At 67.2% G+C, this 25187-nt stretch carries 31 protein-coding genes; 2 read left to right on the plus strand and 29 right to left on the minus strand.

Going from position 1 to position 25187, the window contains the following annotated elements:
- Nucleotides 1-43: 43 nt before the first annotated feature.
- The 26 genes from ACO2Q3_RS09500 to rpsJ all read right to left on the minus strand — a co-directional run bounded on the left by ACO2Q3_RS09500 (nucleotide 44) and on the right by rpsJ (nucleotide 13821).
- Nucleotides 44-1060: a DNA-directed RNA polymerase subunit alpha gene (locus tag ACO2Q3_RS09500; protein WP_423306325.1), complete on the minus strand. Its 1017-nt coding sequence runs from the start codon at nucleotides 1058-1060 to the stop codon at nucleotides 44-46.
- Nucleotides 1061-1138: 78 nt separating this feature from the next.
- The gene (rpsK, locus tag ACO2Q3_RS09505) at nucleotides 1139-1528 is read right to left on the minus strand and encodes a 30S ribosomal protein S11 (RefSeq protein ID WP_423306326.1); all 390 of its coding nucleotides are present in this window, start codon (nucleotides 1526-1528) and stop codon (nucleotides 1139-1141) included.
- 12 nt (nucleotides 1529-1540) lie between these two features.
- Complete coding sequence (gene rpsM / locus ACO2Q3_RS09510) at nucleotides 1541-1909, minus strand: 30S ribosomal protein S13 (RefSeq protein ID WP_423306327.1); 369 nt, start codon at nucleotides 1907-1909, stop codon at nucleotides 1541-1543.
- Between the two features lie 251 nt (nucleotides 1910-2160).
- Complete coding sequence (locus ACO2Q3_RS09515) at nucleotides 2161-2733, minus strand: adenylate kinase (protein ID WP_423306328.1); 573 nt, start codon at nucleotides 2731-2733, stop codon at nucleotides 2161-2163.
- A 52-nt stretch (nucleotides 2734-2785) separates the two neighbouring features.
- Nucleotides 2786-4141, minus strand: a complete 1356-nt coding sequence (gene secY, locus ACO2Q3_RS09520; RefSeq protein ID WP_423306329.1) for a preprotein translocase subunit SecY — start codon at nucleotides 4139-4141, stop codon at nucleotides 2786-2788.
- 121 nt (nucleotides 4142-4262) lie between these two features.
- The gene (gene rplO, locus ACO2Q3_RS09525) at nucleotides 4263-4751 is read right to left on the minus strand and encodes a 50S ribosomal protein L15 (RefSeq protein ID WP_423306330.1); all 489 of its coding nucleotides are present in this window, start codon (nucleotides 4749-4751) and stop codon (nucleotides 4263-4265) included.
- A 212-nt stretch (nucleotides 4752-4963) separates the two neighbouring features.
- A complete protein-coding gene (gene rpmD, locus ACO2Q3_RS09530) occupies nucleotides 4964-5140 on the minus strand; it encodes a 50S ribosomal protein L30 (RefSeq protein ID WP_423306331.1) in 177 nt (58 codons plus the stop codon).
- An 11-nt stretch (nucleotides 5141-5151) separates the two neighbouring features.
- The gene (rpsE, locus tag ACO2Q3_RS09535; RefSeq protein ID WP_423306332.1) at nucleotides 5152-5742 is read right to left on the minus strand and encodes a 30S ribosomal protein S5; all 591 of its coding nucleotides are present in this window, start codon (nucleotides 5740-5742) and stop codon (nucleotides 5152-5154) included.
- Nucleotides 5743-5752: 10 nt separating this feature from the next.
- Nucleotides 5753-6106: a 50S ribosomal protein L18 gene (rplR, locus tag ACO2Q3_RS09540; protein WP_423306333.1), complete on the minus strand. Its 354-nt coding sequence runs from the start codon at nucleotides 6104-6106 to the stop codon at nucleotides 5753-5755.
- 3 nt (nucleotides 6107-6109) lie between these two features.
- The gene (gene rplF / locus ACO2Q3_RS09545) at nucleotides 6110-6643 is read right to left on the minus strand and encodes a 50S ribosomal protein L6 (protein ID WP_423306334.1); all 534 of its coding nucleotides are present in this window, start codon (nucleotides 6641-6643) and stop codon (nucleotides 6110-6112) included.
- A gap of 1 nt (nucleotide 6644) precedes the next feature.
- Nucleotides 6645-7040, minus strand: coding sequence for a 30S ribosomal protein S8 (gene rpsH / locus ACO2Q3_RS09550; protein ID WP_423306335.1), 396 nt, complete (start codon nucleotides 7038-7040; stop codon nucleotides 6645-6647).
- 15 nt (nucleotides 7041-7055) lie between these two features.
- Nucleotides 7056-7361, minus strand: coding sequence for a 30S ribosomal protein S14 (rpsN, locus tag ACO2Q3_RS09555; RefSeq protein ID WP_423306336.1), 306 nt, complete (start codon nucleotides 7359-7361; stop codon nucleotides 7056-7058).
- A gap of 21 nt (nucleotides 7362-7382) precedes the next feature.
- On the minus strand, nucleotides 7383-7946 hold the full coding sequence (gene rplE, locus ACO2Q3_RS09560; protein ID WP_423306337.1) for a 50S ribosomal protein L5: 564 nt from the start codon (nucleotides 7944-7946) through the stop codon (nucleotides 7383-7385).
- Nucleotides 7939-8253, minus strand: a complete 315-nt coding sequence (gene rplX / locus ACO2Q3_RS09565) for a 50S ribosomal protein L24 (RefSeq protein ID WP_423306338.1) — start codon at nucleotides 8251-8253, stop codon at nucleotides 7939-7941. Before rplX ends, rplE begins: the two co-directional genes overlap by 8 nt.
- The gene (gene rplN, locus ACO2Q3_RS09570) at nucleotides 8253-8621 is read right to left on the minus strand and encodes a 50S ribosomal protein L14 (RefSeq protein WP_423306339.1); all 369 of its coding nucleotides are present in this window, start codon (nucleotides 8619-8621) and stop codon (nucleotides 8253-8255) included. Before rplN ends, rplX begins: the two co-directional genes overlap by 1 nt.
- A gap of 15 nt (nucleotides 8622-8636) precedes the next feature.
- Nucleotides 8637-8888: a 30S ribosomal protein S17 gene (gene rpsQ / locus ACO2Q3_RS09575; protein WP_423306340.1), complete on the minus strand. Its 252-nt coding sequence runs from the start codon at nucleotides 8886-8888 to the stop codon at nucleotides 8637-8639.
- A gap of 16 nt (nucleotides 8889-8904) precedes the next feature.
- Entirely contained in the window at nucleotides 8905-9099 is a 195-nt protein-coding gene (gene rpmC / locus ACO2Q3_RS09580) for a 50S ribosomal protein L29 (RefSeq protein WP_423306341.1), read from the minus strand.
- Nucleotides 9096-9527, minus strand: a complete 432-nt coding sequence (rplP, locus tag ACO2Q3_RS09585) for a 50S ribosomal protein L16 (protein ID WP_423306342.1) — start codon at nucleotides 9525-9527, stop codon at nucleotides 9096-9098. Before rplP ends, rpmC begins: the two co-directional genes overlap by 4 nt.
- Nucleotides 9528-9539: 12 nt before the next feature.
- Entirely contained in the window at nucleotides 9540-10310 is a 771-nt protein-coding gene (rpsC, locus tag ACO2Q3_RS09590) for a 30S ribosomal protein S3 (protein ID WP_423306343.1), read from the minus strand.
- Complete coding sequence (gene rplV, locus ACO2Q3_RS09595) at nucleotides 10310-10690, minus strand: 50S ribosomal protein L22 (protein ID WP_423306344.1); 381 nt, start codon at nucleotides 10688-10690, stop codon at nucleotides 10310-10312. The genes rpsC and rplV overlap by 1 nt, the downstream gene beginning before the upstream one ends.
- 1 nt (nucleotide 10691) lies before the next feature.
- Complete coding sequence (rpsS, locus tag ACO2Q3_RS09600) at nucleotides 10692-10970, minus strand: 30S ribosomal protein S19 (protein ID WP_211938459.1); 279 nt, start codon at nucleotides 10968-10970, stop codon at nucleotides 10692-10694.
- 3 nt (nucleotides 10971-10973) lie between these two features.
- The gene (rplB, locus tag ACO2Q3_RS09605) at nucleotides 10974-11810 is read right to left on the minus strand and encodes a 50S ribosomal protein L2 (protein WP_423306345.1); all 837 of its coding nucleotides are present in this window, start codon (nucleotides 11808-11810) and stop codon (nucleotides 10974-10976) included.
- Between the two features lie 3 nt (nucleotides 11811-11813).
- Nucleotides 11814-12110, minus strand: a complete 297-nt coding sequence (locus tag ACO2Q3_RS09610; protein WP_423306934.1) for a 50S ribosomal protein L23 — start codon at nucleotides 12108-12110, stop codon at nucleotides 11814-11816.
- Nucleotides 12107-12745 (minus strand): 50S ribosomal protein L4, encoded by a 639-nt coding sequence (rplD, locus tag ACO2Q3_RS09615; protein ID WP_423306346.1) that lies wholly within the window; start codon nucleotides 12743-12745, stop codon nucleotides 12107-12109. Before rplD ends, ACO2Q3_RS09610 begins: the two co-directional genes overlap by 4 nt.
- On the minus strand, nucleotides 12742-13500 hold the full coding sequence (gene rplC / locus ACO2Q3_RS09620) for a 50S ribosomal protein L3 (RefSeq protein WP_423306347.1): 759 nt from the start codon (nucleotides 13498-13500) through the stop codon (nucleotides 12742-12744). Before rplC ends, rplD begins: the two co-directional genes overlap by 4 nt.
- Before the next feature lie 12 nt (nucleotides 13501-13512).
- Nucleotides 13513-13821, minus strand: a complete 309-nt coding sequence (rpsJ, locus tag ACO2Q3_RS09625; RefSeq protein WP_423306348.1) for a 30S ribosomal protein S10 — start codon at nucleotides 13819-13821, stop codon at nucleotides 13513-13515.
- Between the two features lie 388 nt (nucleotides 13822-14209).
- Between rpsJ and ACO2Q3_RS09630 the strand changes: the two genes are divergently transcribed.
- On the plus strand, nucleotides 14210-15403 hold the full coding sequence (locus ACO2Q3_RS09630) for a hypothetical protein (protein ID WP_423306349.1): 1194 nt from the start codon (nucleotides 14210-14212) through the stop codon (nucleotides 15401-15403).
- Nucleotides 15404-15483: 80 nt separating this feature from the next.
- The gene (locus ACO2Q3_RS09635; protein WP_423306350.1) at nucleotides 15484-15945 is read left to right on the plus strand and encodes a DUF3617 domain-containing protein; all 462 of its coding nucleotides are present in this window, start codon (nucleotides 15484-15486) and stop codon (nucleotides 15943-15945) included.
- An 8-nt stretch (nucleotides 15946-15953) separates the two neighbouring features.
- Here the strand turns inward: ACO2Q3_RS09635 and ACO2Q3_RS09640 are convergent, their stop codons facing one another.
- The 3 genes from ACO2Q3_RS09640 to rpoB all read right to left on the minus strand — a co-directional run bounded on the left by ACO2Q3_RS09640 (nucleotide 15954) and on the right by rpoB (nucleotide 25058).
- Complete coding sequence (locus tag ACO2Q3_RS09640; RefSeq protein WP_423306351.1) at nucleotides 15954-16589, minus strand: DUF6151 family protein; 636 nt, start codon at nucleotides 16587-16589, stop codon at nucleotides 15954-15956.
- Nucleotides 16590-16692: 103 nt separating this feature from the next.
- On the minus strand, nucleotides 16693-20889 hold the full coding sequence (gene rpoC / locus ACO2Q3_RS09645) for a DNA-directed RNA polymerase subunit beta' (protein ID WP_423306352.1): 4197 nt from the start codon (nucleotides 20887-20889) through the stop codon (nucleotides 16693-16695).
- 95 nt (nucleotides 20890-20984) lie between these two features.
- Nucleotides 20985-25058 carry a DNA-directed RNA polymerase subunit beta gene (gene rpoB, locus ACO2Q3_RS09650; RefSeq protein WP_423306353.1) on the minus strand — a complete coding sequence of 1358 codons (4074 nt, stop codon included), beginning with the start codon at nucleotides 25056-25058 and terminating at the stop codon, nucleotides 20985-20987.
- Nucleotides 25059-25187 lie beyond the last annotated feature (129 nt).

The raw sequence follows: 25187 nt of genomic DNA on the forward strand, positions 1-25187 counted from the left end.
TCCTCAGGGCGGGCCGTCTCACGACGGGCCGCAAAATTAAAGCCTAGATCTGGTCTTCGAACTTCTTGGCCAGGTCTTCGATGTTTTCCGGCGGCCAGTTGGGCACGTCCATGCCCAGATGCAGCCCCATGTTCGCCAGCACTTCCTTGATTTCGTTCAGGGACTTGCGGCCGAAATTGGGGGTGCGGAGCATCTCCGCCTCGGTCTTCTGGATCAGGTCGCCGATGTAGACGATGTTGTCGTTCTTCAGGCAGTTGGCCGAACGGACCGACAGTTCCAGCTCGTCCACCTTCTTCAGCAGGGCCGGGTTGAAGGGCAGTTCCGGCTTGGCTTCGCCGTCCAGCTTCTTCTTCGGCTCGTCGAAGGTGATGAACACCTGCAGCTGGTCCTGGAGGATGCGCGCGGCGTAGGCCACCGCGTCGACCGGGCTGACCGCGCCGTTGGTCTCCACTTCCATGATCAGCTTGTCGTAGTCGAGGCTCTGGCCCTGGCGGGTCGGCTCGACGCGATAGGCGACCTTCTTCACCGGCGAATACAGCGCATCGACCGAGATCAGGCCGATCGGCGCATCTTCCGGGCGGTTGCGCTCGGCCGGGACATAGCCCTTGCCGTTCTGCACGGTGAACTCGATGCGCACCGAGGCGCCCTCGTCGAGGGTCAGCAGCACGTGGTCGCCGTTCAGGATCTCGATGTCCGACGGGGCGTCGATCTGGCTGGCGGTCACCGGCCCGGGGCCCGTGGCCCGCAGGGTCATGCGCTTCGGCCCTTCGGAGTGCATCCGCACGGCCAGCTGCTTGATGTTCAGGACGATGTCGACGACGTCTTCACGCACGCCTTCCAGCGACGAGAACTCATGCACCACGCCATCGATCTGGATGGCGGTGACGGCGGCGCCTTGCAGGGAGGAGAGCAGAACACGACGGAGCGAATTGCCCAGCGTCACGCCGAAGCCGCGCTCGAGGGGTTCGGCGACGATGCGGGCCTTGCGGCTGGCGTCGGCGCCGGACTCGATCTGCGGCTTCTCGGGACGGATGAGCTCGTTCCAGTTTCTTTCGATCACGGGCGATTGTTCCTCGAACGCGGATGCGCCGGCCGTTGGGGGAGACGGCCGGCGGGGAGGATGTGGGTCGTAACGCGCTTAGACGCGCCGGCGCTTAGGCGGCCGGCAGCCATTGTGCGGGATGGGGGTCACGTCTCGGATGGTGGTGATGGTCATGCCGGCGGCCTGCAGGGCGCGCAGGGCCGACTCACGTCCGGAGCCCGGGCCGGAAACGTTGACTTCCAGCGTGCGCACACCGTGCTCGGCGGCCTTCTTGCCGGCGTCTTCCGCCGCCATCTGGGCGGCGTACGGCGTCGACTTGCGCGAGCCCTTGAACCCCATCATGCCGGCGCTCGACCAGGAGATGGTGTTCCCCTGGGCGTCGGTGATGGTGATCATGGTGTTGTTGAACGAGGCGTTCACGTGCGCCACGCCCGAAGTGATGTTCTTGCGCTCGCGCTTCTTTACGCGGGTCGGTTCCTTGGCCATCGGCGGGTCTCTTTACTTCTTCTTGCCGGCGATCGGCTTGGCCGGGCCCTTGCGGGTCCGGGCGTTGGTGTGGGTGCGCTGCCCGCGGACCGGCAGGCCCTTGCGGTGACGCAGGCCGCGGTAGCAGGCCAGGTCCATCAGGCGCTTGATGTTGACCGCGGTCTCGCGACGCAGGTCGCCCTCGACCTGATAGTCGCGGTCGATGGTTTCGCGGATCTGCAGCACTTCCTGGTCGGTCAGCTGGTTGACGCGGCGCGCGTCCTCGATGCCGACCTTGCCGACGATCTCTTTCGCCTTCGCCGGGCCGATGCCATGGATGTACTGAAGCGCGATGACCACGCGCTTGTTGGTGGGAATGTTGACGCCTGCGATACGGGCCACGCAGCAAATCTCCTAGTCACGACAACAAGCGCGAAAAGCACATCCGGCCCTATTCCCCGGGGGGAAGAGCCGACGCGCCATTCGCGCCCTTTCGCGGAAGGGGCTTCATATAAGGAACGTCATGTGCGCGTCAATGCCGGAGACCGCGAAATCGCTCCGGAAAATCGAGGCCTTATGTGGGCGCCCGCGTCACCGGGGAAAGCCCCGCTGACGCCATGACGCGGCCACGCCGGCCTCCGCGCCGTTCCCGGCTAAACCGTCACCCCCGCAAGGGCTTCGTCGATACCCCGCGCCACCTGGTCGATGGCGGCCATGCCGTCCACCTCCACCAGCTTGCCCTGCCCTTTGTAGTAGGGCAGCAGCGGCGCGGTCTGGGTGTTGTAGGCGTCCAGGCGCACCCGGAAGCTCTCCGGATTGTCGTCCGGGCGGCCCGATTCGGCGAATCGTCCGGCCACGCGGTCGACCAGCACGCCGTCGTCCACCTTCAGGCGCACGACCACGTCGATCTTGCTGCCGCGGCGGGCGAGCATGGCGTCGAGCGCCTGGGCCTGGGCCAGGGTGCGGGGGAAGCCGTCGAAGATCGCGCCGCCGGCCGCCTCGGTCTCGGGCAGTCGCTCCTCGATCAGGCCGATGACGATCTCGTCGGTGACCAGCTCGCCGCGCTGCATGATGCCGGCGACCTTCTGGCCCAGCTCGGACCCCGAGGCGATGGCGGCGCGCAGCATGTCGCCGGTGGACAGCTGCACCATGCCGCGCCCGTCGACCAGGCGCTTGGCCTGCGTGCCCTTGCCCGCGGCCGGCGGGCCGAAAAGGATCAGATTCAATCTCCCCTCCCCTATAGCTCTAATCAAAGCCAGCCTGGGGTTCGATAGCCGCCTAGCGTCGTGCGCCGCGCAGCTTCGACTTCTTGATCAGGCCTTCATACTGGTGCGCCAGCAGGTGCGACTGGATCTGCGCCACGGTGTCCATGGTCACCGACACCACGATCAGGATCGAGGTGCCGCCGAACTGGAACGACTGGGCCGTCCCGCCGCTCTGGGCGATGAAGAATTCCGGCAGCAGGCAGACCGAGGCGATGTACACGGCGCCGATCAGCGTCAGCCGGGTGAGCACGTAATCGATGTATTCCGCGGTGCGCTTGCCCGGACGGATGCCCGGCAGGTTGCCGCCGTACTTGCGCAGGTTCTCCGCCGTGTCCTCGGGATTGAACACCACCGAGGTGTAGAAGAAGCAGAAGAACACGATCATCACGCCGTAGGCGACCATGAAGGCCGGCTTGCCGTGGGTGAACTGGGCGACCACGTCCGGCAGCCAGGAGGCCCAGCTGGGCAGGTTGGTCTTGGCCAGGAAGCCCAGGATGGTCGCCGGCAGCAGCAGCAGCGACGAGGCGAAGATGGGCGGGATCACGCCCGAGACGTTGATCTTCAGCGGCAGGAACGAGTTCTCGCCGCCGAACATGCGGTTGCCCACCTGGCGCTTGGGATAGACGATCAGCAGCCGGCGCTGCGAGCGCTCGAAGAAGACGATCGCCAGCACCACGCCCACGGCCAGGCCCAGCAGGCCGATCAGCGCCGGCACGCCCAGCTGCCCCACGCGGGCCTGCTGGAACAGGTCCCACAGGGCCGTCGGCATGCGCGCCACGATGCTGGCGAAGATGATCAGCGAGGTGCCGTTGCCGATGCCGCGGCTGGTGATCTGCTCGCCCAGCCACATCACGAACATCGTGCCGCCGGTCAGGGTGACCATGGTGGACAGCACGAAGATCCAGCCGGGGTTGTCGACCACGCCCTGGCTGTTGCTGAGGCCGATGGCGATGCCGGCGGACTGGAACAGGGCCAGGGCCACCGTCAGATAGCGGGTGTACTGGTTCAGCTGCTTGCGGCCGGCCTCGCCGCCTTCCTTGCGCAGCTTCTCCCACGGCGGATAGACGCTGCCGAGCAGCTGCACGATGATCGAGGCCGAGATGTACGGCGTCACGTTCAGCGCGAACACCGCCATGCGCGAGACCGCGCCGCCCGAGAACATGTCGAACATGCCCAGGATGCCCTTCGACTGGCCCGCGAAGGCGCTGGCGAAGGCGGCGGCGTTGATGCCGGGGATGGGGATGTAGGTTCCGAGCCGGTAGATCACCATCGCCACGACGGTGAACCAGATACGCTTGTGAAGATCGGTCGCCTTCTGGAAGGCGCCGAAGTTCATGTTTGCGGCGAGCTGTTCTGCGGCCGAAGCCATTCAAATCCCCACGACGAATTCGGGATCGCCATCACATAGGACGCTTGTCGCCGATGCTCCAGCCCGCAGGCAAGATCACGCGGCGGCAAGGGGCCGATCGGCCCCCTGCCCTGGGCGCGCCCTAGGCTTCTTCGGCGACGACCTTTTCCTTGCGGGTCACGGTGACCGAGCCGCCCGCCTTCTCGACCGCGGCCTTGGCGCCGGCGGTGGCGGCGTAGACGGTGATGTCGATCTTCGACGTCAGTTCGCCCTTGCCCAGCAGCTTCACGCCATCCTTCTGGCGGCGCAGCACGCCGGCGGCCACCAGGGCGGCGCCGTCGATGGCCTTCTTGGCGTCGAGCTTGCCGGCGGCGATCGCCTGCTCGATGCGCCACAGGTTCACTTCCGCGAAGTCCAGGGCGAAGGGATTGTTGAAGCCGCGCTTGGGCATGCGCATGTGCAGCGGCATCTGGCCGCCTTCGAAACCGTTGATGGCGACGCCGGAGCGCGCCTTCTGCCCCTTCACGCCGCGGCCGCCGGTCTTGCCCTTGCCCGAGCCCGGGCCGCGGCCGACGCGCATGCGGCCCTTGGTGGAGCCTTCGCGCGGGGCGAGTTCGTTCAGCTTGGTCATGTGCCTTCTCCTTGGAGGTCATGCGCCGGCGCGAAGGCGCCGACTCGGCTTTTCAATCCTGGCTTCCCTTCCCTCCTGGGGAGGGTGTCTCGCAACGCGAGACGGGTGGGGAAGTGAGCTACCACACAGACGGCGGGGACTTCACGCCTGTTCCCCACCCTGCCCGCGCTTGGCGCGGTCTGTCCCTCCCCACAAGGGGGAGGGAGAACACGCTACTCGACGATCTCGACCAGGTGGCGGACCTTGGCGATCATGCCGCGGATCGACGAGTTGTCGTCGTGGGTCGCGGTGCGGCCGATGCGGTTGAGGCCCAGGCCCACCAGGGTGGCGCGCTGGTCGCTCTTGCGTCGGATGGGGCTCGCCGTCTGGCGAACGGTGACCTTGGCCATCATCGGTTTCCTTAGGCTTCGGCGGCTTCGCTGGCGCCGTCGGTGCGGCGGCCAACGATGTCGCTCACCTTCTTGCCGCGCTTGGAGGCCACCTGGCGCGGAGACGCCTGGACCTTGAGCGCTTCGAAGGTGGCGCGCACCATGTTGTACGGGTTGGACGAGCCCATGGACTTGGCGACCACGTCCTGCACGCCCAGGGTTTCGAGCACGGCGCGCATCGGGCCGCCGGCGATGATGCCGGTGCCGGCCGGAGCCGAGCGCATCATGATCTTGCCCGCGCCCCAACGGCCAGCGCCGTCGTGGTGCAGCGTGCGGCTTTCGCGCAGCGGCACGCGGATCATGGACTTCTTGGCTTCTTCCGTCGCCTTGCGGATCGCTTCCGGCACTTCACGGGCCTTGCCGTGACCGAAGCCGACGCGGCCCTTCTGGTCGCCGACCACCATCAGGGCGGCGAACGAGAACCGCCGGCCACCCTTCACGGTCGCCGCGACGCGGTTGATGTGCACCAGCTTCTCGACGATTTCGGAATCGACGCGCTCTTCGGGGGCGTTGCGGTCGCGCCGGTCACGCCGGTCGCCGCGTTGTTGTTCGCCACGGGCCATGGATATCCCCTTAGAAGTTCAGGCCGGCTTCGCGGGCAGCATCCGCGAGCGCCTTGATACGGCCGTGATAGATGTAGCCGCCGCGGTCGAACACGACGTCCTTGACGCCCTTGGCGATCGCACGCTCGGCGACGAGGGCGCCCACCTTGGCGGCGGCTTCCTTGTCGGACCCACGCTTGGAGCCGCCTTCCAGCGAGGAGGCGGCGGCCAGGGTGACGCCCTGGGCGTCATCGATGACCTGGGCGTAGATGTTCTTGTCCGAGCGGAACACGGACAGGCGCGGCCGGCCATTGCCGACCTCGCGCAGGCGAGTGCGGTTGCGCTGGGCGCGACGCTTGGAGGTGTCTCGAGGAGAAAGCGCCATGACTTACTTCTTCTTGCCTTCCTTGCGGCGAACCTTCTCGCCGGCATAGCGGACGCCCTTGCCCTTGTAGGGTTCGGGAGGACGGATCTTGCGGATGCGCGCGGCCAGCTCGCCGACCATCTGCTTGTCGATGCCGCTGATCTTGATCTCGGTCTGCTTCGGCACCGCGAAGGTGATGCCTTCCGGCGGATCCAGGTCGACGTCGTGCGAGAAGCCGAGTTGCAGCGACAGGGCCTTGCCCTTCAGCGCGGCGCGATAGCCCACGCCCACCAGCTCGAGGGTCTCCTCGTAGCCCTGGGTGACCCCGTGGACCATGTTGGCCACCAGGGTGCGGGACAGGCCCCACATACCGCGGGCGCGCTGCGTGTCGTTGCGGGGGGCGAGCGTCAGTTCGCCGCCGTCCTGCTTGATCTCCACGTCGTCGACCACGGTCCACGAGAGCTGGCCCTTGGGGCCCTTCACCGTGACCGTCTGGCCGTCGACCGTCAGGGTGACGCCGGCCGGGATCGCGATGGGTTTCTTGCCGATACGGGACATATCAATACACCTGGCAGAGCACTTCGCCGCCGACGTTGGCGTCTTTGGCGGCGGTGTCGGACATGACGCCCTTGGGCGTCGACAGGATCGAGATGCCCAGGCCGTTCTTCACCGGCTTGAGGTCCGAAATCGACGAGTAGACCCGGCGGCCCGGCTTGGACACGCGATGGATCTCGGCGATCACCGGCTCACCGTCGAAGTACTTCAGCTCGATCTCGAATTCCGGGAACGCGCCGGGCTTCTGAACCAGGGTGTAGCCCCGGATGTAGCCTTCGGACTGCAGCACGTCGAGAACGCGCTGGCGCATCTTGGATGCGGGGGTCGACACCTTCGAACGCTTGCGGGTCGCGGCGTTCTTGATGCGGGCGATCATGTCGCCGATGGGATCGTTGACCATATCTCCAGCCCTTCCCTACCAGCTCGACTTCACGAGGCCGGGGATCTGACCATGCGAGCCCAGCTCGCGCAGCGCGATCCGGCTCATCTTGAGCTTGCGGTAGAAGGCGCGCGGGCGGCCCGTCACCTCACAGCGGTTGCGGATGCGCGTGGCGGACGAGTTGCGCGGCAGCTTCGCCAGTTGCAGGCGCGCCTCGAAGCGCTCCTCAAGCGACAGTTGCTCGTTGTTGGCGGTGTCAACCAGGGCCTGACGCTTGGCCGCATACTGCTTCACCAGCTTGCGGACCATTTCGTTGCGGTTGACGGCGCTTTTCTTGGCCATGTTCGGTTCCTTGCCCGTCCCTTAAGCGTTGAACGGGAACTGGAATTCCTTGAGAAGCGCGCGCGCTTCGTCGTCGGTCTTCGCAGTGGTGCAGACGATGATGTCCATGCCCCAGATCTGTTCGATCTGGTCGTAGTTGATTTCCGGGAACACCAGGTGCTCCTTCAGGCCCATGGCATAGTTGCCACGGCCGTCGAAGCTGGTGGCCTTCAGGCCCCGGAAGTCCTTCACGCGCGGCAGGGCGATGGTGATCAGGCGGTCAAGGAACTCGTACATCCGGTCCTTGCGCAGGGTCACCTTGGCGCCGATTGTCATGCCTTCGCGCAGCTTGAAGGTCGCCACGGACTTGCGGGCCTTGGTCGCCACCGGCTTCTGGCCGGCGATCGCGGTCAGGTCCTTGATCGCGGCGTTGATCTTCTTGGAGTCGGCCACGGCCTCGCCGACGCCCATGTTCAGGACGATCTTGTCCAGCTTGGGAATCTGCATCTCGTTCGTGTAGCCGAACTGGTCCTTCATCGCCTTGCGGATGCGCTGGCGATATTCGGCCTTCAGCCGCGGTTCGTAGGTGGTTTCAGTATCAGCCATTGATCACCTCGCCAGTCGTCTTGGCGATGCGCACCTTCTTGTCGCCATCGATACGGAAACCGACGCGGGTCGGCTTCCCATTGGAGTCCACGACCGCCACGTTGGAGATGTGGAGGCTCGCTTCCTTGGTCTTGATGCCGCCCTGCGGGTCGGACTGGCTCGGGCGCGTGTGGCGCTGCACCAGGTTCAGGCCCGACACGATGACGCGGCCTTCCTTGGGCATGACCTTGGCGACCGGACCGGTGCGGCCCTTGTCCTTGCCGGCCAGAACGACGACACGGTCGCCCTTCTTGATCTTGGCGGCCATTACAGCACCTCCGGCGCGAGCGAGATGATCTTCATGTGGTTCTTGGCGCGCAGCTCGCGCGGCACCGGGCCAAAGATCCGGGTGCCGATCGGCTCGTTCGCCTTGTTGACGATCACCGCCGCGGACTTGTCGAAACGGATCAGCGAACCGTCCTTGCGCTTGATGCCCTGGGCGGTGCGCACGACGATGGCGCGCAGCACGTCGCCCTTCTTCACGCGGCCGCGCGGAATGGCTTCCTTCACCGACACGACGATGACATCGCCGACACTGGCGTAGCGCCGCTTGGCGCCGCCCAGCACCTTGATGCACATCACCCGGCGCGCGCCGGAGTTGTCGGCGACGTCGAGGTTGCTTTGCATCTGGATCATGGTCTGACCCTTACCTTAAGCGCTGGCAGCCTGGTCGCCCTTTGGCAGGACTTCCCAGGTCTTCAGCTTGGATTTCGGCGCGCACTCGATGATCCGGGCCAGTTCGCCTTCCTTGTAGGAATTGGCCTCATCGTGAGCGTGGTACTTCTTCGACCGGCGCACGGTCTTCTTCAGCAGCGGGTGCAGGAAGGTCCGCTCGACCTTCACGATCACCGTCTTGTCGCCCTTGTCGGAGACGACCACGCCTTCCAGAATTCGCTTCGGCATCTGTCTGTCTCTCGTCTTAGGCCGTGGCGGCCTTGGCGCGCAGGACGGTCTGAATGCGCGCGATGTCGCGACGCACTTCCCGCACGCGGTGGGTCTTCTCGAGCTGGCTGGTGGCGCCCTGGAAGCGCAGGTTGAACTGCTCCTTCTTCAGGTTCAGCAGCTGCTCGGCGAGCTGGTCGGAGGTCAGCCGACGGACTTCATCGATCTTCATTGGGCATGCTCCACGCCGGCGTCGAGGCGCGTGACGATGCGCGTGCGCACGGGCAGCTTGGCGGCGCCGAGGCGAAGGGCTTCACGCGCCACATCGTCCGGCACGCCGTCGACTTCGAACATGATGCGGCCAGGCGCGACGCGCGCGGCCCAGTATTCCACCGCGCCCTTGCCCTTGCCCATCCGCACTTCGGCCGGCTTGTCGGTGACCGGCAGGTCCGGGAAGATGCGGATCCACACCCGGCCCTGACGCTTCATCTGGCGGGTGATCGCGCGGCGGGCCGCTTCGATCTGGCGGGCGGTGATCCGCTCCGGCTCGACCGACTTGAGGCCGTGCGAACCGAAGTTCAGCAGCGCGCCACCCTTGGTCATGCCATGGATGCGGCCCTTGAACTGCTTGCGGTACTTGGTTTTCTTCGGAGACAGCATGTTCGTACGACCTTAAGCGTTCGCGTTTTCGCGACGGTCGCGGCGCGGGCCGCGATCACCGCGGTCGCCACGGCCTTCGCGATCGCCGCGGCCACCGCCTTCACCGGCCGGACCGGACTCGCTGGCCAGACGCTTGTCCAGGGCCATCGGGTCGTGCTCCAGCACCTCGCCTTTGAAGATCCAGGTCTTCACGCCGATGATGCCGTAGGTCGTCTTGGCTTCCGCGAAGCCGTAGTCGATGTCGGCGCGCAGGGTGTGACGGGGGACGCGGCCCTCGTGATAGGATTCCGTCCGCGCGATTTCCGCGCCGCCGAGGCGGCCGGCGACTTCCACGCGGATGCCCTTGGCGCCCAGGCGGGTCGCCGACTGCATCGAACGCTTCATGGCGCGGCGGAAGGCCACGCGGCGCTCGAGCTGCTGGGCGATGTTCTCGGCCACCAGCTGGGCGTCGGTCTCGGGCTTGCGCACTTCGACGATGTTGAGGTGGATCTCGCCCTCGGTCATGCCCGAGAGGTCCTTGCGCAGCTTGTCGATGTCCGCGCCCTTCTTGCCGATGATCACGCCGGGGCGCGCGGCATAGATGGTGATGCGGCACTTCTTGTGCGGACGCTCGATGATGATCCGCGACACGCCGGCCTGGCCGAGACGCTTCTTCAGCTCGCGGCGCACCTTGATGTCGGCGTGCAGCAGGCGGGCGTACTCGGCGCCGTCGGCGAACCAGCGGCTGTCCCAGGTGCGGTTGATGCCGAGGCGCAGCCCGACCGGATTGACTTTCTGACCCATTAGGCGGCCTCACCCAGTTCGCGGACCACGATGGTGATCTCGGAAAACGGCTTTTCGATCCGCGACGAGCGGCCCCGCGCACGGGCGGAGAAACGCTTCATCACCAGGTTCTTGCCGACGTAGGCTTCGGCGACCACCAGGCTGTCGATATCGAGGTTGTGGTTGTTCTCGGCGTTGGAGATCGCCGAGTAGAGCGCCTTGCGCACATCCTTGGCGATGCGCTTGTGGCTGAACTCCAGTTCGTTGAGGGCGCGCTGCACCTTCAGACCCCGGATGGACTGGGCCACGAGGTTGAGCTTGCGCGCGCCGGTGCGCAGCGAGCGCACCTTGCACATGGCCTCAACCGGCTTCAGGCGCCGCTCTTTGGCTTTCTTGCTCATGTTACTTCCTCTTGGCCTTCTTGTCGGCCGCGTGGCCCGGGAAGTAGCGCGTGGGAGCGAACTCCCCGAACTTCATTCCAACCATGTCTTCGGAGACCAGCACCGGAACGTGCTTCTGGCCGTTGTGCACGCCGAAGGTCAGGCCGACGAATTGCGGCATGATGGTCGAGCGGCGCGACCAGGTCTTGATGACGTCCTTGCGGCCCGACGATTGGGCGGCGTCCGCCTTCTTAAGAAGGTAGCCGTCGACAAACGGGCCTTTCCAAACAGAGCGGGTCATCGCTTAGCGAGCCTTCTTCACGTGGCGACTGCGGATGATGAACTTATCCGTGGTCTTGTTCGTACGAGTCTTCTTGCCCTTGGTGGGCTTGCCCCACGGGGTCACCGGGTGACGGCCGCCGGAGGTGCGGCCTTCACCGCCGCCGTGCGGGTGGTCGACCGGGTTCATCGCCACGCCGCGGACGTGCGGGCGACGGCCCTTGTGGCGAACGCGGCCGGCCTTGCCGAGCACTTCGTTCATGTGGTCCGGGTTGGACACCGCGCCGACCGTGGCCATGCAGCCGTCCGGCACCATGCGCAGCTCGCCCGAGTTCAGGCGGATCTGGGCGTAGCCGGCGTCACGGCCGACCAGCTGGGCGTAGGCGCCGGCGGACCGGGCGATCTGCCCGCCCTTCAGCGGCTTCAGCTCGATGTTGTGGATGATCGTGCCGACCGGCAGCGAGCGCAGCGGCGAGGCGTTGCCCGGCTTCACGTCGACCTTCTCGGCGGCGATGATCTCGTCGCCGGCCTTCAGGCGCTGCGGGGCCAGGATATAGGCCATGTCGCCGTCGGCGTACTTCACCAGGGCGATGAAGGCCGTGCGGTTCGGGTCGTATTCCAGGCGTTCCACGACGCCGACCACGCCGAACTTGCGGCGCTTGAAGTCGACCATGCGGTAGAGGCGCTTGGCGCCGCCGCCGCGGAAGCGGACCGCGATGCGGCCACCGCCGCCACGGCCGCCGGACTTGGTCAGACCTTCGACCAGGCTCTTTTCCGGGCGGCCCTTGTGGAGCTCGGAGCGATCGACCAGCACCAGCCCGCGGCGGGACGGCGAAGTCGGGTTGAACTGTTTCAGAGCCATGACCTAGAGCCCCGTCGTGATGTCGATGGATTGGCCTTCGGCAAGCGTGACGATGGCCTTCTTGACGTCGGAGCGGCGGATGCGCATGCCGCGGCGGACCTTGGTCTTACCCTTCTGCAGGATGGTGTTGACCTTGGTCACCTTGACCTTGAACAGCTCTTCGACGGCGGCGGTGATCTCGGGCTTGGTGGCCTCGAGCGGCACCCGGAAGACGACCTTGTTCTGGTCGCTCAGCAGGGTGGCCTTCTCGGTGATCACCGGCGCGAGGATCGTGTCGTAGTGACGGGCGGTGGGCATCAGGCGGCTTCCTTCTGAGCGAAGCGGGCCTGAATGGCCTCGACCGCGTCCTTGGTCAGCACCAGGGTCTCGCGGCGCAGCACGTCGTAGACGTTGAGGCCGGCGTTCGGCAGCACATCCACGTTGGGGATGTTCCGCGCGGCCAGCTTGAAGTTGGCGTCGACCTCGACCCCGGCGATCACCAGGGCGTTCTTCAGGCCGATCTTGGCGAAGTTGGCGCGCAGGGCGGCCGTCTTCGGCTCGGCCAGGGCGGCGCTGTCCAGCACCACCAGCGTCCCGGCCTTGGCCTTGGAGGACAGCGCGTGGCGCAGGGCCAGGGCGCGGACCTTCTTGTTCAGGCCGAACTCGTGGCTGCGCACCACCGGCCCGTGGGCCTTGGCGCCGCCGACGAACTGGGCCGCCCGGCGCGAGCCGTGACGGGCGCCGCCGGTGCCCTTCTGCTTGTACATCTTCTTGCCCGTACGAGAGACCTCGTTGCGGACCTGGATCTTGTGGTTGCCCGAGCGGCGCTTGGCGAGCTGCCAGGTCACCACGCGTTGCAGGATGTCACCGCGGATCTCGTCGATGCCGAAGATGTCGTCCGGCAGGTCGAGCGAACCGCCCTTGCCGCCGTCCAGTTTGATCACGTCGATTTTCATTGGTCTTCGCCCCCGTTCGAGGCCTCGGGAGCCTGGGCGTCTTCAGCCGGGGTTTCGGCCGGAGCCGCGGCCGCAGCCGCCTTGGACTTGATCGCGCCCGGGGTGGGAACACCGTCCGGAGCCGCCGCCTTGATGGCGTCGCGGATCTTCACGTAGGAGCCCTGGGCCCCCGGAACCGCGCCGCGCAGAAGAATAAGACCGCGCTCCACATCCACGCGGAACACGGTCAGATTGAGGGTGGTGACGGTTTCCTGGCCGAGGTGGCCGGCCATCTTCTTGTTCTTGAAGGTCTTGCCCGGATCCTGGCGGTTGCCGGTCGAACCGTGGGAACGGTGCGATACGGACACGCCGTGGGTGGCGCGCAGACCGCCGAAGTTCCAGCGCTTCATGGCGCCGGCGAAGCCCTTACCGATGGTGACGCCCTGAACGTCGACCTTCTGGCCGGGAACGAAGTGGTCGGCGGTGAATTCCGCGCCCACGTCGATCAGGTTGTCCTCGGACACGCGGAACTCCGCCACCTGGCGCTTGGGTTCGACCAGGCCCTTGGCGAAATGGCCGCGCTCGGCCTTGGAGGTGTTCTTGGCCTTCTTGGCGCCGGCCCCGAGCTGCAGGGCGACATAGCCGTCCTTGTCCTGGGTGCGCTGGCCGGTGACCTGGCAGCCGTCGAGGCTGAGCACGGTCACGGGGATATGGCTCCCGGCCTCGTCGAAGAGGCGGGTCATACCCAGTTTCTTGGCGATCACGCCGGTACGCATCGGCTGGTCCCCTTAGAGCTTGATTTCGACGTCGACGCCCGCCGACAGGTCGAGCTTCATCAGCGCGTCCACGGTCTGCGGGGTGGGGTCGACGATGTCGAGCACGCGCTTGTGCGTGCGGATTTCGAACTGCTCGCGCGACTTCTTGTCGATGTGCGGCGAGCGGTTGACGGTGAAACGCTCGATGAGCGTGGGCAGGGGGATCGGCCCCCTGACGGTCGCGCCGGTGCGCTTGGCCGTATTCACGATTTCGCGGGTGGAATGATCCAGCACGCGGTGATCGAAGGCCTTGAGCCGGATGCGGATGTTCTGACGATCCATATCGCTCGATAATTCCCCTTAGGCTTGCGCCCGCGTGTGCCAGACCGTTCAAAGACCAGCCCGTTTGGTCGAAAGACCGCCCGGGACGCGTAGCCCGCAAAAACGAATGATAGCCCGCGCGGTCCCCCGCGAGGGCTGTTCCCCTTAAGTCTCCCGGCCAACGGTGGCCAGGTCCTTCAGGTTCGTTCCGCGAACCGCGTCTGCCCCAAGGGACACAGCCGGCTCAACAGAGGGGCGGCTTCTAGACTCACCCGCCGCTGGCGTCAAGGGCTGATGCGTGACGGACGCGGTCACGAAACGGCCTTGGCCGATAGCGATGTTCCGCTGAGAGCCGAACCCCTGTAAGGGTGAAGCACATAGGGGTCCAGACCACAGGGGGCGCTGGGTTTTGAGTCGCGATCCGGAGACCCCGCGCAATCTGCTCGAGGCCATCGGCGCCCGGCTGGACCGCTTCTTCGGCGATCTGCAGGAGCGCATCGAGCGCTATCTCGGCTTCCCCAAGCCGGACAAGCGTCGCCAGGACGGAATCATCCTGGTCCTGTCGGTGATCATCCACGCCGTGCTGATCGGCGTGATCGCCGACCAGCTGACCCCGGTCTACAACCTGCCTGTGGAGCAGCCGATCCAGGCCGAGATCGTGCCGGAGCCGGAGGAGCCTCCGCCGCCCCCTCCCCCGCCGCCGCCGGTCCCGCCGCCGAAGGTCGAGCAGAAGGTGGAGACGCCGCCGCCGACGCCCGTGCCGCCCAAGCCGCAGCCGCCCCCCAAGCCCGCGCCCCAGCCGGCCCCGCAGCCCGCGCCCGCGCCGAGCCCGCCCGCGCCGCAGCCGGCCCCCAGCCCGCCCGCGCCGCCCAAGCCCGCTCCGCCCAAGCCCGAGCCCCCCAAGCCGGCCCCGCCGAAACCCTCGCCGCTGCCCGCCCCCGTGGCGCCGACCCAGGCCAAGCCGACGCCAGCGCCCTCCCCGGCGCCGGCGCCGACCCCCGCGCCGGCCAGGCCCAACCCGTCGCCGGCGCCCACCATCAGCCCGGCCCCGCCCGCGCCGGTCGCCGGCCCGCCGAAGCCCTCGCCGTCCGCCAACGTCGCGCCCAGCCCGCTGAACGTGCGCAAGCCCAAGGACACGCCGGCGGGCGTGCCCGGCCTGCCGATGGCGCCTGCCGCGGGCCCCGCCGGGCGGCCGGGAACGCCGGCCGGCGGCTCGCCTGGCTCGCCTGGCTCCCCCGGATTCCCAGGATCACCCGGCGCGCCGGGGACCGGCAGCCGGCTGAACGGCCTCAATCCCTTCCCCGGCGGGATGATGCCCGGCGGCGGCGGCGGCCTGCGCGGCACGCTGGTCGGCTGCGCCAACGCCGATGCGGTGCATCTGAGCGGGGTCGAGAAGAACACCTGCGCCGAACGGTTCGGCACGCACGTGGGCTCGGCGCCGGCGATGACCCTGTCGCCGGCCAAGCGCAAGGAATACGACGCCGCCGCCGCCCGCCAGGAGCAGGACCGCAAGTACCGCGACAGCGCCCCGGTGGGCACCACCTCGGACGGTCAGGACGCCGGCATGGGCGCCGGCATCGGCCCGCAGCACCGCGGCCCCTGACGACAGTCTCCCGGCACAGCCCCTGACCGCCGCCGCCCGGCCGCCATGCTTTGGCCGGCTTGCCCCCCGATGCTGGCGCCATGTCCATGATCCGAACCGTCGGCCTGCGAAGCCTGGGCGGGGGCGCCGCGGCCCTGCTGCTGCTGGGCGCCGGCCTGCCGCCAGACGCGGTGCGCCCCGGCTACTGGGAGAGCACCAGCACGCTGGATTCGCCGGTGGCCAGCAGCAAGACCGAGCGCCGCTGCATCACTGCCCAGGACGTGGCCAAGTTCATGCTGGGGCCGTCGAACCATATCTACAGCTGCAGCTATCCGGTGCAGTCCGCCCGCGGCGGCCACATCGCCTTCAAGGGACACTGCACCAGCCGCCAGGGTCGGGAGGCGGACATCGCCGGCCAGGGGACCTACAGCCCCACAACCCTGCACGTGGAGGCCCAGGTGCAGACCACCCTCGCCTCCCTGCCGATCACCGCCACAGCCACCACCGACGCCCACCGCATCGCCGACGCCTGCCCGGCCCCGACCGCGCCCCCGGCGCCCTGAGGGCGGCCCTAGGCCCGCTTGGGGAAGCCCTCGTCCAGCCCCAGGCGCTCGGCCGGGGTCAGGCGCTGCGGGGCCGCCACGGGATCGCCGGTCGCGGGGTCGAAGAAGCTGTTGCGCCGCCAGTCGCCCGAGAGCCGTGCGCCGACCATCCGCGAGGCCATGCGCCAGAGGATCGCGGCGACGTTGGCCTGACGCACGCGGCCGATGTCGCCGGTGGCGTAGCGGGTCCAGACGTGGCCGGCGGGCGGGCCGATCGCGCGGTCGCAGGCGCGCGGGTCGAAGCCGGCGAGGATCAGCGACATGAACGAGCGCCTGGCCGAGCCGTAGGTGTTGGCGATCGGCGTGCGGCAGCAGTCGGCGTACCAGCGCAGCAGCGGCCGGTCGGTCACCTGAACGCAGGCGAGCCGGCTGGCGCCCAGGGTGATCTCGAAGCGCGAGGCGGCGGTCTGGAACACGTCCGTGCCGCCGTGGCGGTCCAGCCAGCGCTCGGGCGCGCCGAGGAAGCGCGCGAAGGCTTGGCAGTCGTCGCAATGACAGATGTAGCGCATGCCGGTCTTCGGCGACGGCCCGCGCAGCACCCCCCGCACCGCCCCGCAGGCGCAGCTGAAATCGAGCTCGGCCATGCCGTAGCCTAGCACGGCCACGGCGCCGGTTCGGTGACGGCGAGCGCCCGGAATGGGCGCCGCACATGCGAACGGCCCGGGATCGCTCCCGGGCCGCCGCATGTCGTTACCTCGATGGAACGCCTCAGGCGTCCGCAGCCTCGGCCGCGGCCTCCTCGGCGATCTCCATGGGCAGGGGCTCCATGGCTTCCTCGCGGCTGGCGGCCAGCTGCTCGTCGCGCTTGGCGGCGATGCGCTGCAGGCCACGCAGGTAGGAGCCCGTACCCGCCGGGATGAGCCGGCCGACGATGACGTTCTCCTTCAGCCCTTCCAGGGTGTCGCGCTTGCCGTGCACGGAGGCGTCGGTGAGCACGCGGGTGGTTTCCTGGAACGAGGCGGCCGAGATGAAGCTGCGGGTCTGCAGCGACGCCTTGGTGATGCCCAGCAGCACCGGCTGGGTGATCGCCGGACGGCCACCGCGGGCTTCCGCCTTGGTGTTCTCTTCCTCGACTTCGGACTTGTCGAGGTGATCGCCCTTCAGCAGGCCCGTGTCGCCCGGCTCCATGATCTCGACCTTCTGCAGCATCTGACGGACGATCGTCTCGATGTGCTTGTCGTTGATCGGCACGCCCTGCAGCCGGTAGACCTCCTGGATCTCGTTGACCAGGAAGTTGGCCAGCTCCTCGATGCCGAGGATGCGCAGGATGTCGTGCGGGTCCGGGTTGCCGTCGATCAGGTACTCGCCCTTGCGGATGATGTCCCCGTCGTGGACGGCGATGTGCTTGCCCTTCGGGATCAGGAACTCGACCGCCTCGCCACCGTCTTCCGGGGTGATCTTGATGCGGCGCTTGTTCTTGTAGTCCCGACCGAACTCCACCCGGCCGTCCATCTCGGCGATCACCGCGCAGTCCTTCGGCCGGCGGGCCTCGAACAGTTCGGCCACCCGCGGCAGACCGCCGGTGATGTCCCGCGTCTTGGCGCTTTCCGTCGGCAGACGGGCCAGCACGTCGCCAGGACGCACCTCGTCACCGTCGCCGACCGAGAGGATCGCCCCCACGGGCAGCAGCGAGCGGGCCTCACCGCCGTTCGCCAGGCGCTTGTAGGCGCCGTCGGCGTCGAGCACGGCCATGGCCGGACGCAGGTCCGAGCCCTTGGACGAGGCGCGCCAGTCGATGACCACGCGGTTGGAGATGCCGGTGGCCTCGTCGGCCTCCTCGCGGACGGAGAAGCCTTCCACCAGATCCTCGAAGCGGACCTTGCCGGCCACTTCGGTGATGATCGGCGTGGTGTAGGGGTCCCATTCCGCCAGGCGCTGCCCGCGCTTGACCTTGTCGCCGTCCTTGACCTTCAGGCGCGCGCCGTACGGCGGCTTGTAGGACTCGCGGTCCTTGCCGTCGACCTGCACGGTGACCGTCAGGTTGCGGCTCATGACGATGATGTCCCCGTCGGGGGCCTGCACAGAGTTGCCGCCGCCGACCCGGGCCACGCCCTCGTTGGTGGCTTCGAAGAACGACTGCTCGGCCACCTGGGCGGTGCCGCCGATGTGGAAGGTCCGCATCGTCAGCTGGGTGCCCGGCTCGCCGATCGACTGGGCGGCGATGACGCCCACGGCCTCACCGATGTTGACGGTGGTGCCGCGCGCCAGGTCGCGGCCGTAGCAGGCCGCGCAGACGCCGACCTTGGCCTCGCAGGTCAGCACCGAGCGCACCTTCACCGACTGCACGCCCGCGGCCTCGACGGCCTCGATCATGTTCTCGTCGAGATAGGTGTCGGCCGGCGCGACCAGCTCGTTGGTGCCCGGCTCCTTCACCGCCTCGGCCGTGTAGCGGCCCAGGATGCGCTGGCCGAGCGAGACGATCACGTCGCCGCCTTCGACCACGGCGCGCAGGGTGATGCCCCGCGTGGTGCCGCAGTCTTCCTCGGTGATGATGCAGTCCTGCGCCACGTCCACCAGACGGCGGGTCAGGTAGCCCGAGTTCGCCGTCTTCAGCGCGGTGTCGGCCAGACCCTTACGGGCGCCGTGCGTGGAGTTGAAGTACTCCTGCACGGTCAGGCCTTCCTTGAAGTTCGAGATGATCGGCGTCTCGATGATCTCGCCGGACGGCTTGGCCATCAGGCCGCGCATGCCGCCCAGCTGCTTCATCTGCGCCTGGGAGCCCCGGGCGCCGGAGTTGGCCATCATCCAGACCGAGTTGATCTCGAGCTCGCGCCCGGTCTTCTCGTCCTTATGGCTGGTGGAGATCTCGGCCATCATCTCGTCGGCCACGCGGTCGGTGGCCTTGGACCAGGCGTCGACCACCTTGTTGTACTTCTCGCCCTTGGTGATCAGGCCGTCGGCGTACTGCTGCTCGTACTCCTCGACCAGGTGGCGGGTGGTCTCGACGATCCCCTTCTTCTTCTCGGGGATGATGATGTCGTCCTTGCCGAAGGAGATGCCGGCCTTGGCCGCTTCCTTGAAGCCCAGACCCATCACCTGGTCGGCGAAGATCACCGTCGCCTTCTGACCGCAGTGCCGGTAGACGGCGTCGATCAGGTTGGCGATTTCCTTCTTGGTCAGGTTCTTTTCCACCAGCCGGTGGCCGATGTTCGGGTTCTGCGGCAGCAGGGCGGCGATCTTCATCCGGCCCGGCGTGGTGTCGATCACCTTGCGTTCCGAGACCCCGTCCGCGTTCATTTCGGTGAAGCGGGCCTTGATCTTGGTGTGCAGGGTCACGACCCCGGCGTCGAGCGCCGCGTCGATCTCGCCGAGGTCGGCGAACAGTTTGCCCTCGCCCGGCTCCTTATCCTTGGCCATCGACAGGTAGTAGAGGCCCAGGACGATGTCCTGCGACGGCACGATGATCGGCCGGCCGTTGGCGGGCGACAGGATGTTGTTCGTGCTCATCATCAGCACGCGCGCTTCCAGCTGGGCTTCCAGCGAGAGCGGCACGTGCACGGCCATCTGGTCGCCGTCGAAGTCGGCGTTGAAGGCGGTGCAGACCAGCGGGTGAAGCTGGATCGCCTTGCCCTCGATCAGCTTGGGCTCGAAGGCCTGGATGCCGAGGCGGTGCAGGGTCGGGGCGCGGTTCAGCAGCACCGGGTGTTCGCGGATCACCTCTTCGAGGATGTCCCACACCTGCGGCTGCTCGCGCTCGACCATGCGCTTGGACTGCTTGACGGTGCCCGACAGGCCCTTGGCGTCCAGCCGCGCGTAGATGAACGGCTTGAACAGCTCCAGCGCCATCTTCTTGGGCAGGCCGCACTCGTGCAGCTTCAGCTCGGGACCGACGACGATCACCGAACGGCCCGAGTAGTCGACCCGCTTGCCCAGCAGGTTCTGGCGGAAGCGGCCTTGCTTGCCCTTCAGCATGTCGGCCAGCGACTTCAGCGGACGCTTGTTGGCGCCGGTGATCACGCGGCCGCGGCGGCCGTTGTCGAACAGGGCGTCGACGGCTTCCTGCAGCATCCGCTTCTCGTTGCGGATGATGATGTCCGGCGCGCGCAGCTCGATCAGGCGCTTGAGGCGGTTGTTCCGGTTGATCACCCGGCGGTACAGGTCGTTCAGGTCGGAGGTGGCGAAGCGGCCGCCGTCCAGCGGCACCAGCGGGCGCAGCTCGGGCGGGATCACCGGGACGACCGTCATGATCATCCATTCCGGCTTGTTGCCGCTCTCCAGGAACGCCTCGATGATCTTCAGGCGCTTGGACGCCTTCTTGAGCTTCATCTCCGAGGTGGTGGTGAGCAGGTCCTCGCGGAGCTTGTCGGCTTCCTTCTCCAGCTCCAGGCCCTTCAGCAGGCCCTGGATCGCCTCGGCGCCGATCTCGGCGGTGAAGCTGTCGTCGCCGAACTCGTCCTGGAAGCGCATGTACTCGTCTTCGCTCAGCAGCTGGTGCTGCTTCAGCGAGGTCAGGCCCGGCTCGGTGACGATGTAGTATTCGAAGTACAGGACCCGCTCGATGTCCTTCAGCGGCATGTCCAGCATCATGGCGATGCGGCTGGGCAGCGACTTCAGGAACCAGATGTGCGCGACCGGGCTGGCCAGTTCGATGTGGCCCATCCGCTCGCGGCGGACGCGGGCCAGGGTGACCTCGACGCCGCACTTCTCGCAGATGATGCCCTTGTACTTCATGCGCTTGTACTTGCCGCACAGGCACTCGTAGTCCTTCGTCGGACCGAAGATCCGCGCGCAGAACAGGCCGTCACGCTCGGGCTTGAACGTCCGGTAGTTGATGGTCTCCGGCTTCTTGATCTCGCCGAACGACCACGACCGGATCTTCTCCGGGCTGGAGAGCGAGATGCGGATCTGGTCGAAGGTCGGGGCGGCGACCACCGGATTGAAGATATTCAGGACTTCCTGGTTCATGAGACTTCCAGTTCGTCAGTATTGCAGAAGGCGAATGGGAGGGGGCTGACGGTCCCTCCCCTCGCACAGGATCGATTGGCGGACGTCGAACGCCGTCAGCTGTTTTCCAGCTCGACGTTCAGGCCCAGCGACCGCATCTCCTTGACCAGCACGTTGAAGCTTTCCGGGATGCCGGCCTCGAAGGCGTCGTCGCCGCGGACGATGCTCTCGTAGACCTTGGTCCGGCCCGCCACGTCGTCCGACTTCACCGTCAGCATTTCCTGCAGGGTATAGGCGGCGCCGTAGGCTTCCAGGGCCCACACCTCCATTTCCCCGAAGCGCTGACCGCCGAACTGCGCCTTGCCGCCCAGCGGCTGCTGGGTGACCAGGCTGTAGGGGCCGATCGAGCGGGCGTGGATCTTGTCGTCCACCAGGTGGTGCAGCTTCAGCATGTAGATGTAGCCGACCGTCACCTTGCGCTTGAAGGGCTCGCCCGTCTGGCCATCGTACAGCTGGACCTGGCCCGAACGATCGAGACCAGCCGATTCCAGCATGTCCTCGATGTCGTTGATGTGCGCCCCGTCGAACACCGGGGTGGCGATCGGAACGCCCTTGCTGAGGTTGCGCGACAGCTCGATCAGCTCATCCTCGTCGTCGGGGATGTGCTCGTTCGGGCCATAGATCTCGCGCAGACGGTCCTGCAGCGCCTTCTTCTCGCCGCCGCTGGAACGCCAGTCCTCCAGGAGGGCGGCGATCTGCTTGCCCAGGCCCGCGCAGGCCCAGCCGAGGTGGGTCTCGAAGATCTGGCCGACGTTCATCCGCGACGGCACGCCCAGCGGATTGAGCACCACGTCCACGGCGGTGCCGTCTTCCAGGTGCGGCATGTCCTCGATCGGCAGGATCTTGGAGATGACCCCCTTGTTGCCGTGACGGCCGGCCATCTTGTCGCCCGGTTGCAGCTTGCGCTTCACCGCCACGAACACCTTGACCATCTTCATCACGCCGGGGGGCAATTCGTCGCCGCGCTGCAGCTTGTCGACCTTGTCCTCGAAGCGGCGGTCCAGACGCTTGCGCGCCTCGTCGAACTGGCGGCGCATGGCCTCCAGCTCGCCCATCGCCTTCTCGTCGTCGAGGGCGATCTGCCACCACAGGCCCGGCGCGATCTCTTCCAGCTTCGCCGGGGTGATCTCGCCCCGGCCCAGGCCCTTGGGCCCGGAGACGGCGGTCTTGCCCGTGAGCAGTTCGCGCAGGCGGCCGGTCATGTTGCGGTTCAGGATCGCGAATTCGTCGTCGCGGTCCTTGCCCAGACGGTCGATTTCTTCGCGTTCGATCGCCACGGCGCGTTCGTCCTTGTCGACGCCATGCCGGTTGAACACGCGCACCTCGACCACCGTGCCGGCGACGCCGGGCGGCAGCCGCAGCGAGGTGTCGCGCACGTCGGAGGCCTTCTCGCCGAAGATCGCGCGCAGCAGCTTCTCTTCCGGGGTCATCGGGCTTTCGCCCTTGGGCGTGACCTTGCCCACCAGGATGTCGCCCGGCTGAACCTCGGCGCCGATCGCCACGATGCCCGCCTCGTCGAGGTTGCGCAGGGCTTCCTCGCCGACGTTGGGGATGTCGCGGGTGATCTCTTCCGGACCCAGCTTGGTGTCGCGGGCCATGACCTCGAACTCCTCGATGTGGATCGAGGTGAACACGTCATCGCGCACGATCCGCTCGGAGATCAGGATCGAGTCTTCGAAGTTGTAGCCGTTCCAGGGCATGAAGGCGACGAGGGCGTTGCGGCCCAGCGCCAGTTCGCCCAGCTCGGTGGACGGGCCGTCGGCGATGATGTCGCCGGCCTGCAGCCGATCGCCCACCCGCACCAGCGGACGCTGGTTGATGCAGGTGTTCTGGTTCGAACGCTGGAACTTCGACAGGCGGTAGATGTCGACGCCCGGCTTGGTGGGGTCGGTCTCTTCCGTGGCGCGGATGACGATCCGGGTGCCGTCGATCTGTTCCACCACGCCGGCGCGGCGGGCGGCGACCACGGCGCCGGAGTCACGCGCGACCACGCCCTCCATGCCCGTGCCGACCAGCGGCGCATCGGACTGGATCAGCGGCACCGCCTGGCGCTGCATGTTCGAGCCCATCAGCGCGCGGTTGGCGTCGTCGTTCTCGAGGAACGGGATCAGGGCCGCGGCCACCGACACCACCTGCTTGGGAGACACGTCCATCAGGTCGACGGTGTCCTTGGGCAGCAGCGAGGGTTCGCCGTTCACCCGGCCGGGGACCAGATCCTCGACCATCTCGCCGCCATCGATCTTGATGTTGGCCTGGGCGATGACGTGCTTGGCCTCTTCCATGGCCGACATGTAGATTACCTCGTCGGTGATCTTGCCGTCCTTGACCCGCCGGTACGGGCTTTCGATGAAGCCGTACTTGTTGACCACCGCGTGGGTGGCCAGCGAGTTGATCAGGCCGATGTTCGGGCCTTCCGGCGTCTCGATCGGGCAGATCCGGCCGTAGTGGGTCGGGTGCACGTCGCGCACCTCGAAGCCGGCGCGCTCGCGGGTCAGACCGCCCGGGCCGAGGGCCGACAGACGCCGCTTGTGGGTGATTTCCGACAGCGGGTTGGTCTGGTCCATGAACTGCGAGAGCTGGGACGAGCCGAAGAACTCGCGCACGGCGGCGGCCGCCGGCTTGGCGTTGATCAGGTCGTGCGGCATGACCGTGTCGATATCGACCGAGCTCATGCGCTCCTTGATCGCCCGCTCCATGCGCAGCAGGCCGACGCGGTACTGGTTCTCCAGCAGCTCGCCCACCGAACGCACCCGGCGGTTGCCCAGGTTGTCGATGTCGTCGATCTCGCCGCGGCCGTCGCGCAGGCCGACCAGGGTCTTGAGCACCTCCAGCACGTCTTCCTTGCGGATCACGCGCATGTCGTCCGGGCAGTCCAGCTCCAGACGCATGTTCATCTTCACCCGGCCGACGCTCGACAGGTCGTAGCGCTCCTGGTCGAAGAACAGGCTCTTGAACATCGCCTCGGCGGCTTCCACCGTCGGCGGCTCGCCCGGGCGCATCACCCGGTAGATGTCGAACAGGGCGTCTTCGCGGGTGACGTTCTTGTCCACGCGCAGGGTGTTGCGCATGTAGGCCCCGACCGTGACGTGGTCGATGTCGAGCACGTCGATGGTGGTGAAGCCCTTCTGCTCCAGGTCGGCGATCATGCCCGGGTCCAGCTCGTCGCCGGCCTCGGCGTAGATCTCGCCGGTCTGCATGTTGACTTCGTCGCGCGCCAGGTAGCGGCCCACCAGGGCGTCCGGCGACAGCAGCAGGGTCTTAAGCCCGTTGTCGGCCAGGCGCTTGGCCTGGCGGGCGGAGATCTTGGTGCCCGCGGGCGCCACTTCCTCGCCGGTGTCGGCGTCGATCAGCGGGAAGTCCGGCTTCACGCCGCGCCAGCGCTCGGGCTTGTAGGGCGTGGCCCAGCCGCCGGTGCGCTTCTCGAACGGCACCACGTCATAGAAGGTGGTGAGGATCTCCTCGCCGTCCATGCCCAGGGCATAGAGGAAGGTGGTCGCCGGCAGCTTGCGGCGCCGGTCGATGCGGACATAGACGATGTCCTTGGCGTCGAACTCGAAGTCCAGCCACGAGCCGCGGTACGGGATGATCCGCGCAGCGAACAGCAGCTTGCCCGACGAGTGGGTCTTGCCCTTGTCGTGGTCGAAGAACACGCCCGGCGACCGGTGCATCTGCGAGACGATGACCCGCTCGGTGCCGTTGACGATGAACGTGCCCTTGTCGGTCATGAGCGGGATGTCGCCCATGTAGACGTCCTGCTCCTTGATGTCCTTCACGGAGCGGGCCTGGGTCTCTTCGTCGGTCTCGAACACGATCAGGCGCAGCTTGACCTTCAGCGGCGCAGCGAAGGTCATGTCGCGCTGGATGCATTCCTCGACGTCGTACTTCGGCTCTTCGAACTCGTACGAAACGTACTCGAGGGTGGCGCGTTCGTTGAAGTCGCGGATCGGGAACACCGACTTGAAGACCGCTTCGACGCCCTCATCCCGGCGCTGGCCGGGGCGCACTTCGCGCTGCAGGAACTGTTCGTAGGACGACCGCTGAACCTCGATCAGGTTCGGCATCTGCACAGCTTCGGGGATGCGGCCGAAAGACTTCCGGATCCGCTTCTTGCCGGTGAACGATTGCGCCATCGTGGCTCCCTTGGGTGCGCGAGGACGGACCCCGCGCGTGATATGGTCCGATGCGTCCACCCTCGGTGCGGTCGGGGGGCCTTCGAGCAGACGCTCCTGAGGGCCACATGCCGTCCGCCCGGACGCTCG

Origin of the sequence: Caulobacter sp. KR2-114 (assembly GCF_049446115.1) — a bacterium.
GTDB lineage: Bacteria > Pseudomonadota > Alphaproteobacteria > Caulobacterales > Caulobacteraceae > Acaudatibacter.

What these genes read in the sequence shown, in the direction of transcription:
- rpsK (WP_423306326.1), bottom strand. Translation starts at nt 1,528, where the DNA reads ATGGCCAAGGAACCGACCCGCGTAAAGAAGCGCGAGCGCAAGAACATC.
- secY (WP_423306329.1), bottom strand. Translation starts at nt 4,141, where the DNA reads ATGGCTTCGGCCGCAGAACAGCTCGCCGCAAACATGAACTTCGGCGCC.
- rplO (WP_423306330.1), bottom strand. Translation starts at nt 4,751, where the DNA reads ATGACCAAGCTGAACGAACTCGCCCCGCGCGAAGGCTCCACCAAGGGC.
- rpmD (WP_423306331.1), bottom strand. Translation starts at nt 5,140, where the DNA reads ATGGCCAAGGTCACCGTTCGCCAGACGGCGAGCCCCATCCGACGCAAG.
- rpsE (WP_423306332.1), bottom strand. Translation starts at nt 5,742, where the DNA reads ATGGCCCGTGGCGAACAACAACGCGGCGACCGGCGTGACCGGCGCGAC.
- rplR (WP_423306333.1), bottom strand. Translation starts at nt 6,106, where the DNA reads ATGGCGCTTTCTCCTCGAGACACCTCCAAGCGTCGCGCCCAGCGCAAC.
- rplF (WP_423306334.1), bottom strand. Translation starts at nt 6,643, where the DNA reads ATGTCCCGTATCGGCAAGAAACCCATCGCGATCCCGGCCGGCGTCACC.
- rpsH (WP_423306335.1), bottom strand. Translation starts at nt 7,040, where the DNA reads ATGGTCAACGATCCCATCGGCGACATGATCGCCCGCATCAAGAACGCC.
- rpsN (WP_423306336.1), bottom strand. Translation starts at nt 7,361, where the DNA reads ATGGCCAAGAAAAGCGCCGTCAACCGCAACGAAATGGTCCGCAAGCTG.
- rplE (WP_423306337.1), bottom strand. Translation starts at nt 7,946, where the DNA reads ATGGCTGATACTGAAACCACCTACGAACCGCGGCTGAAGGCCGAATAT.
- rplX (WP_423306338.1), bottom strand. Translation starts at nt 8,253, where the DNA reads ATGGCCGCCAAGATCAAGAAGGGCGACCGTGTCGTCGTTCTGGCCGGC.
- rplN (WP_423306339.1), bottom strand. Translation starts at nt 8,621, where the DNA reads ATGATCCAGATGCAAAGCAACCTCGACGTCGCCGACAACTCCGGCGCG.
- rpsQ (WP_423306340.1), bottom strand. Translation starts at nt 8,888, where the DNA reads ATGCCGAAGCGAATTCTGGAAGGCGTGGTCGTCTCCGACAAGGGCGAC.
- rpmC (WP_423306341.1), bottom strand. Translation starts at nt 9,099, where the DNA reads ATGAAGATCGATGAAGTCCGTCGGCTGACCTCCGACCAGCTCGCCGAG.
- rplP (WP_423306342.1), bottom strand. Translation starts at nt 9,527, where the DNA reads ATGCTGTCTCCGAAGAAAACCAAGTACCGCAAGCAGTTCAAGGGCCGC.
- rpsC (WP_423306343.1), bottom strand. Translation starts at nt 10,310, where the DNA reads ATGGGTCAGAAAGTCAATCCGGTCGGGCTGCGCCTCGGCATCAACCGC.
- rplV (WP_423306344.1), bottom strand. Translation starts at nt 10,690, where the DNA reads ATGAGCAAGAAAGCCAAAGAGCGGCGCCTGAAGCCGGTTGAGGCCATG.
- rpsS (WP_211938459.1), bottom strand. Translation starts at nt 10,970, where the DNA reads ATGACCCGCTCTGTTTGGAAAGGCCCGTTTGTCGACGGCTACCTTCTT.
- rplB (WP_423306345.1), bottom strand. Translation starts at nt 11,810, where the DNA reads ATGGCTCTGAAACAGTTCAACCCGACTTCGCCGTCCCGCCGCGGGCTG.
- rplD (WP_423306346.1), bottom strand. Translation starts at nt 12,745, where the DNA reads ATGAAAATCGACGTGATCAAACTGGACGGCGGCAAGGGCGGTTCGCTC.
- rplC (WP_423306347.1), bottom strand. Translation starts at nt 13,500, where the DNA reads ATGCGTACCGGCGTGATCGCCAAGAAACTGGGTATGACCCGCCTCTTC.
- rpsJ (WP_423306348.1), bottom strand. Translation starts at nt 13,821, where the DNA reads ATGGATCGTCAGAACATCCGCATCCGGCTCAAGGCCTTCGATCACCGC.
- ACO2Q3_RS09635 (WP_423306350.1), top strand. Translation starts at nt 15,484, where the DNA reads ATGTCCATGATCCGAACCGTCGGCCTGCGAAGCCTGGGCGGGGGCGCC.
- rpoC (WP_423306352.1), bottom strand. Translation starts at nt 20,889, where the DNA reads ATGAACCAGGAAGTCCTGAATATCTTCAATCCGGTGGTCGCCGCCCCG.
- rpoB (WP_423306353.1), bottom strand. Translation starts at nt 25,058, where the DNA reads ATGGCGCAATCGTTCACCGGCAAGAAGCGGATCCGGAAGTCTTTCGGC.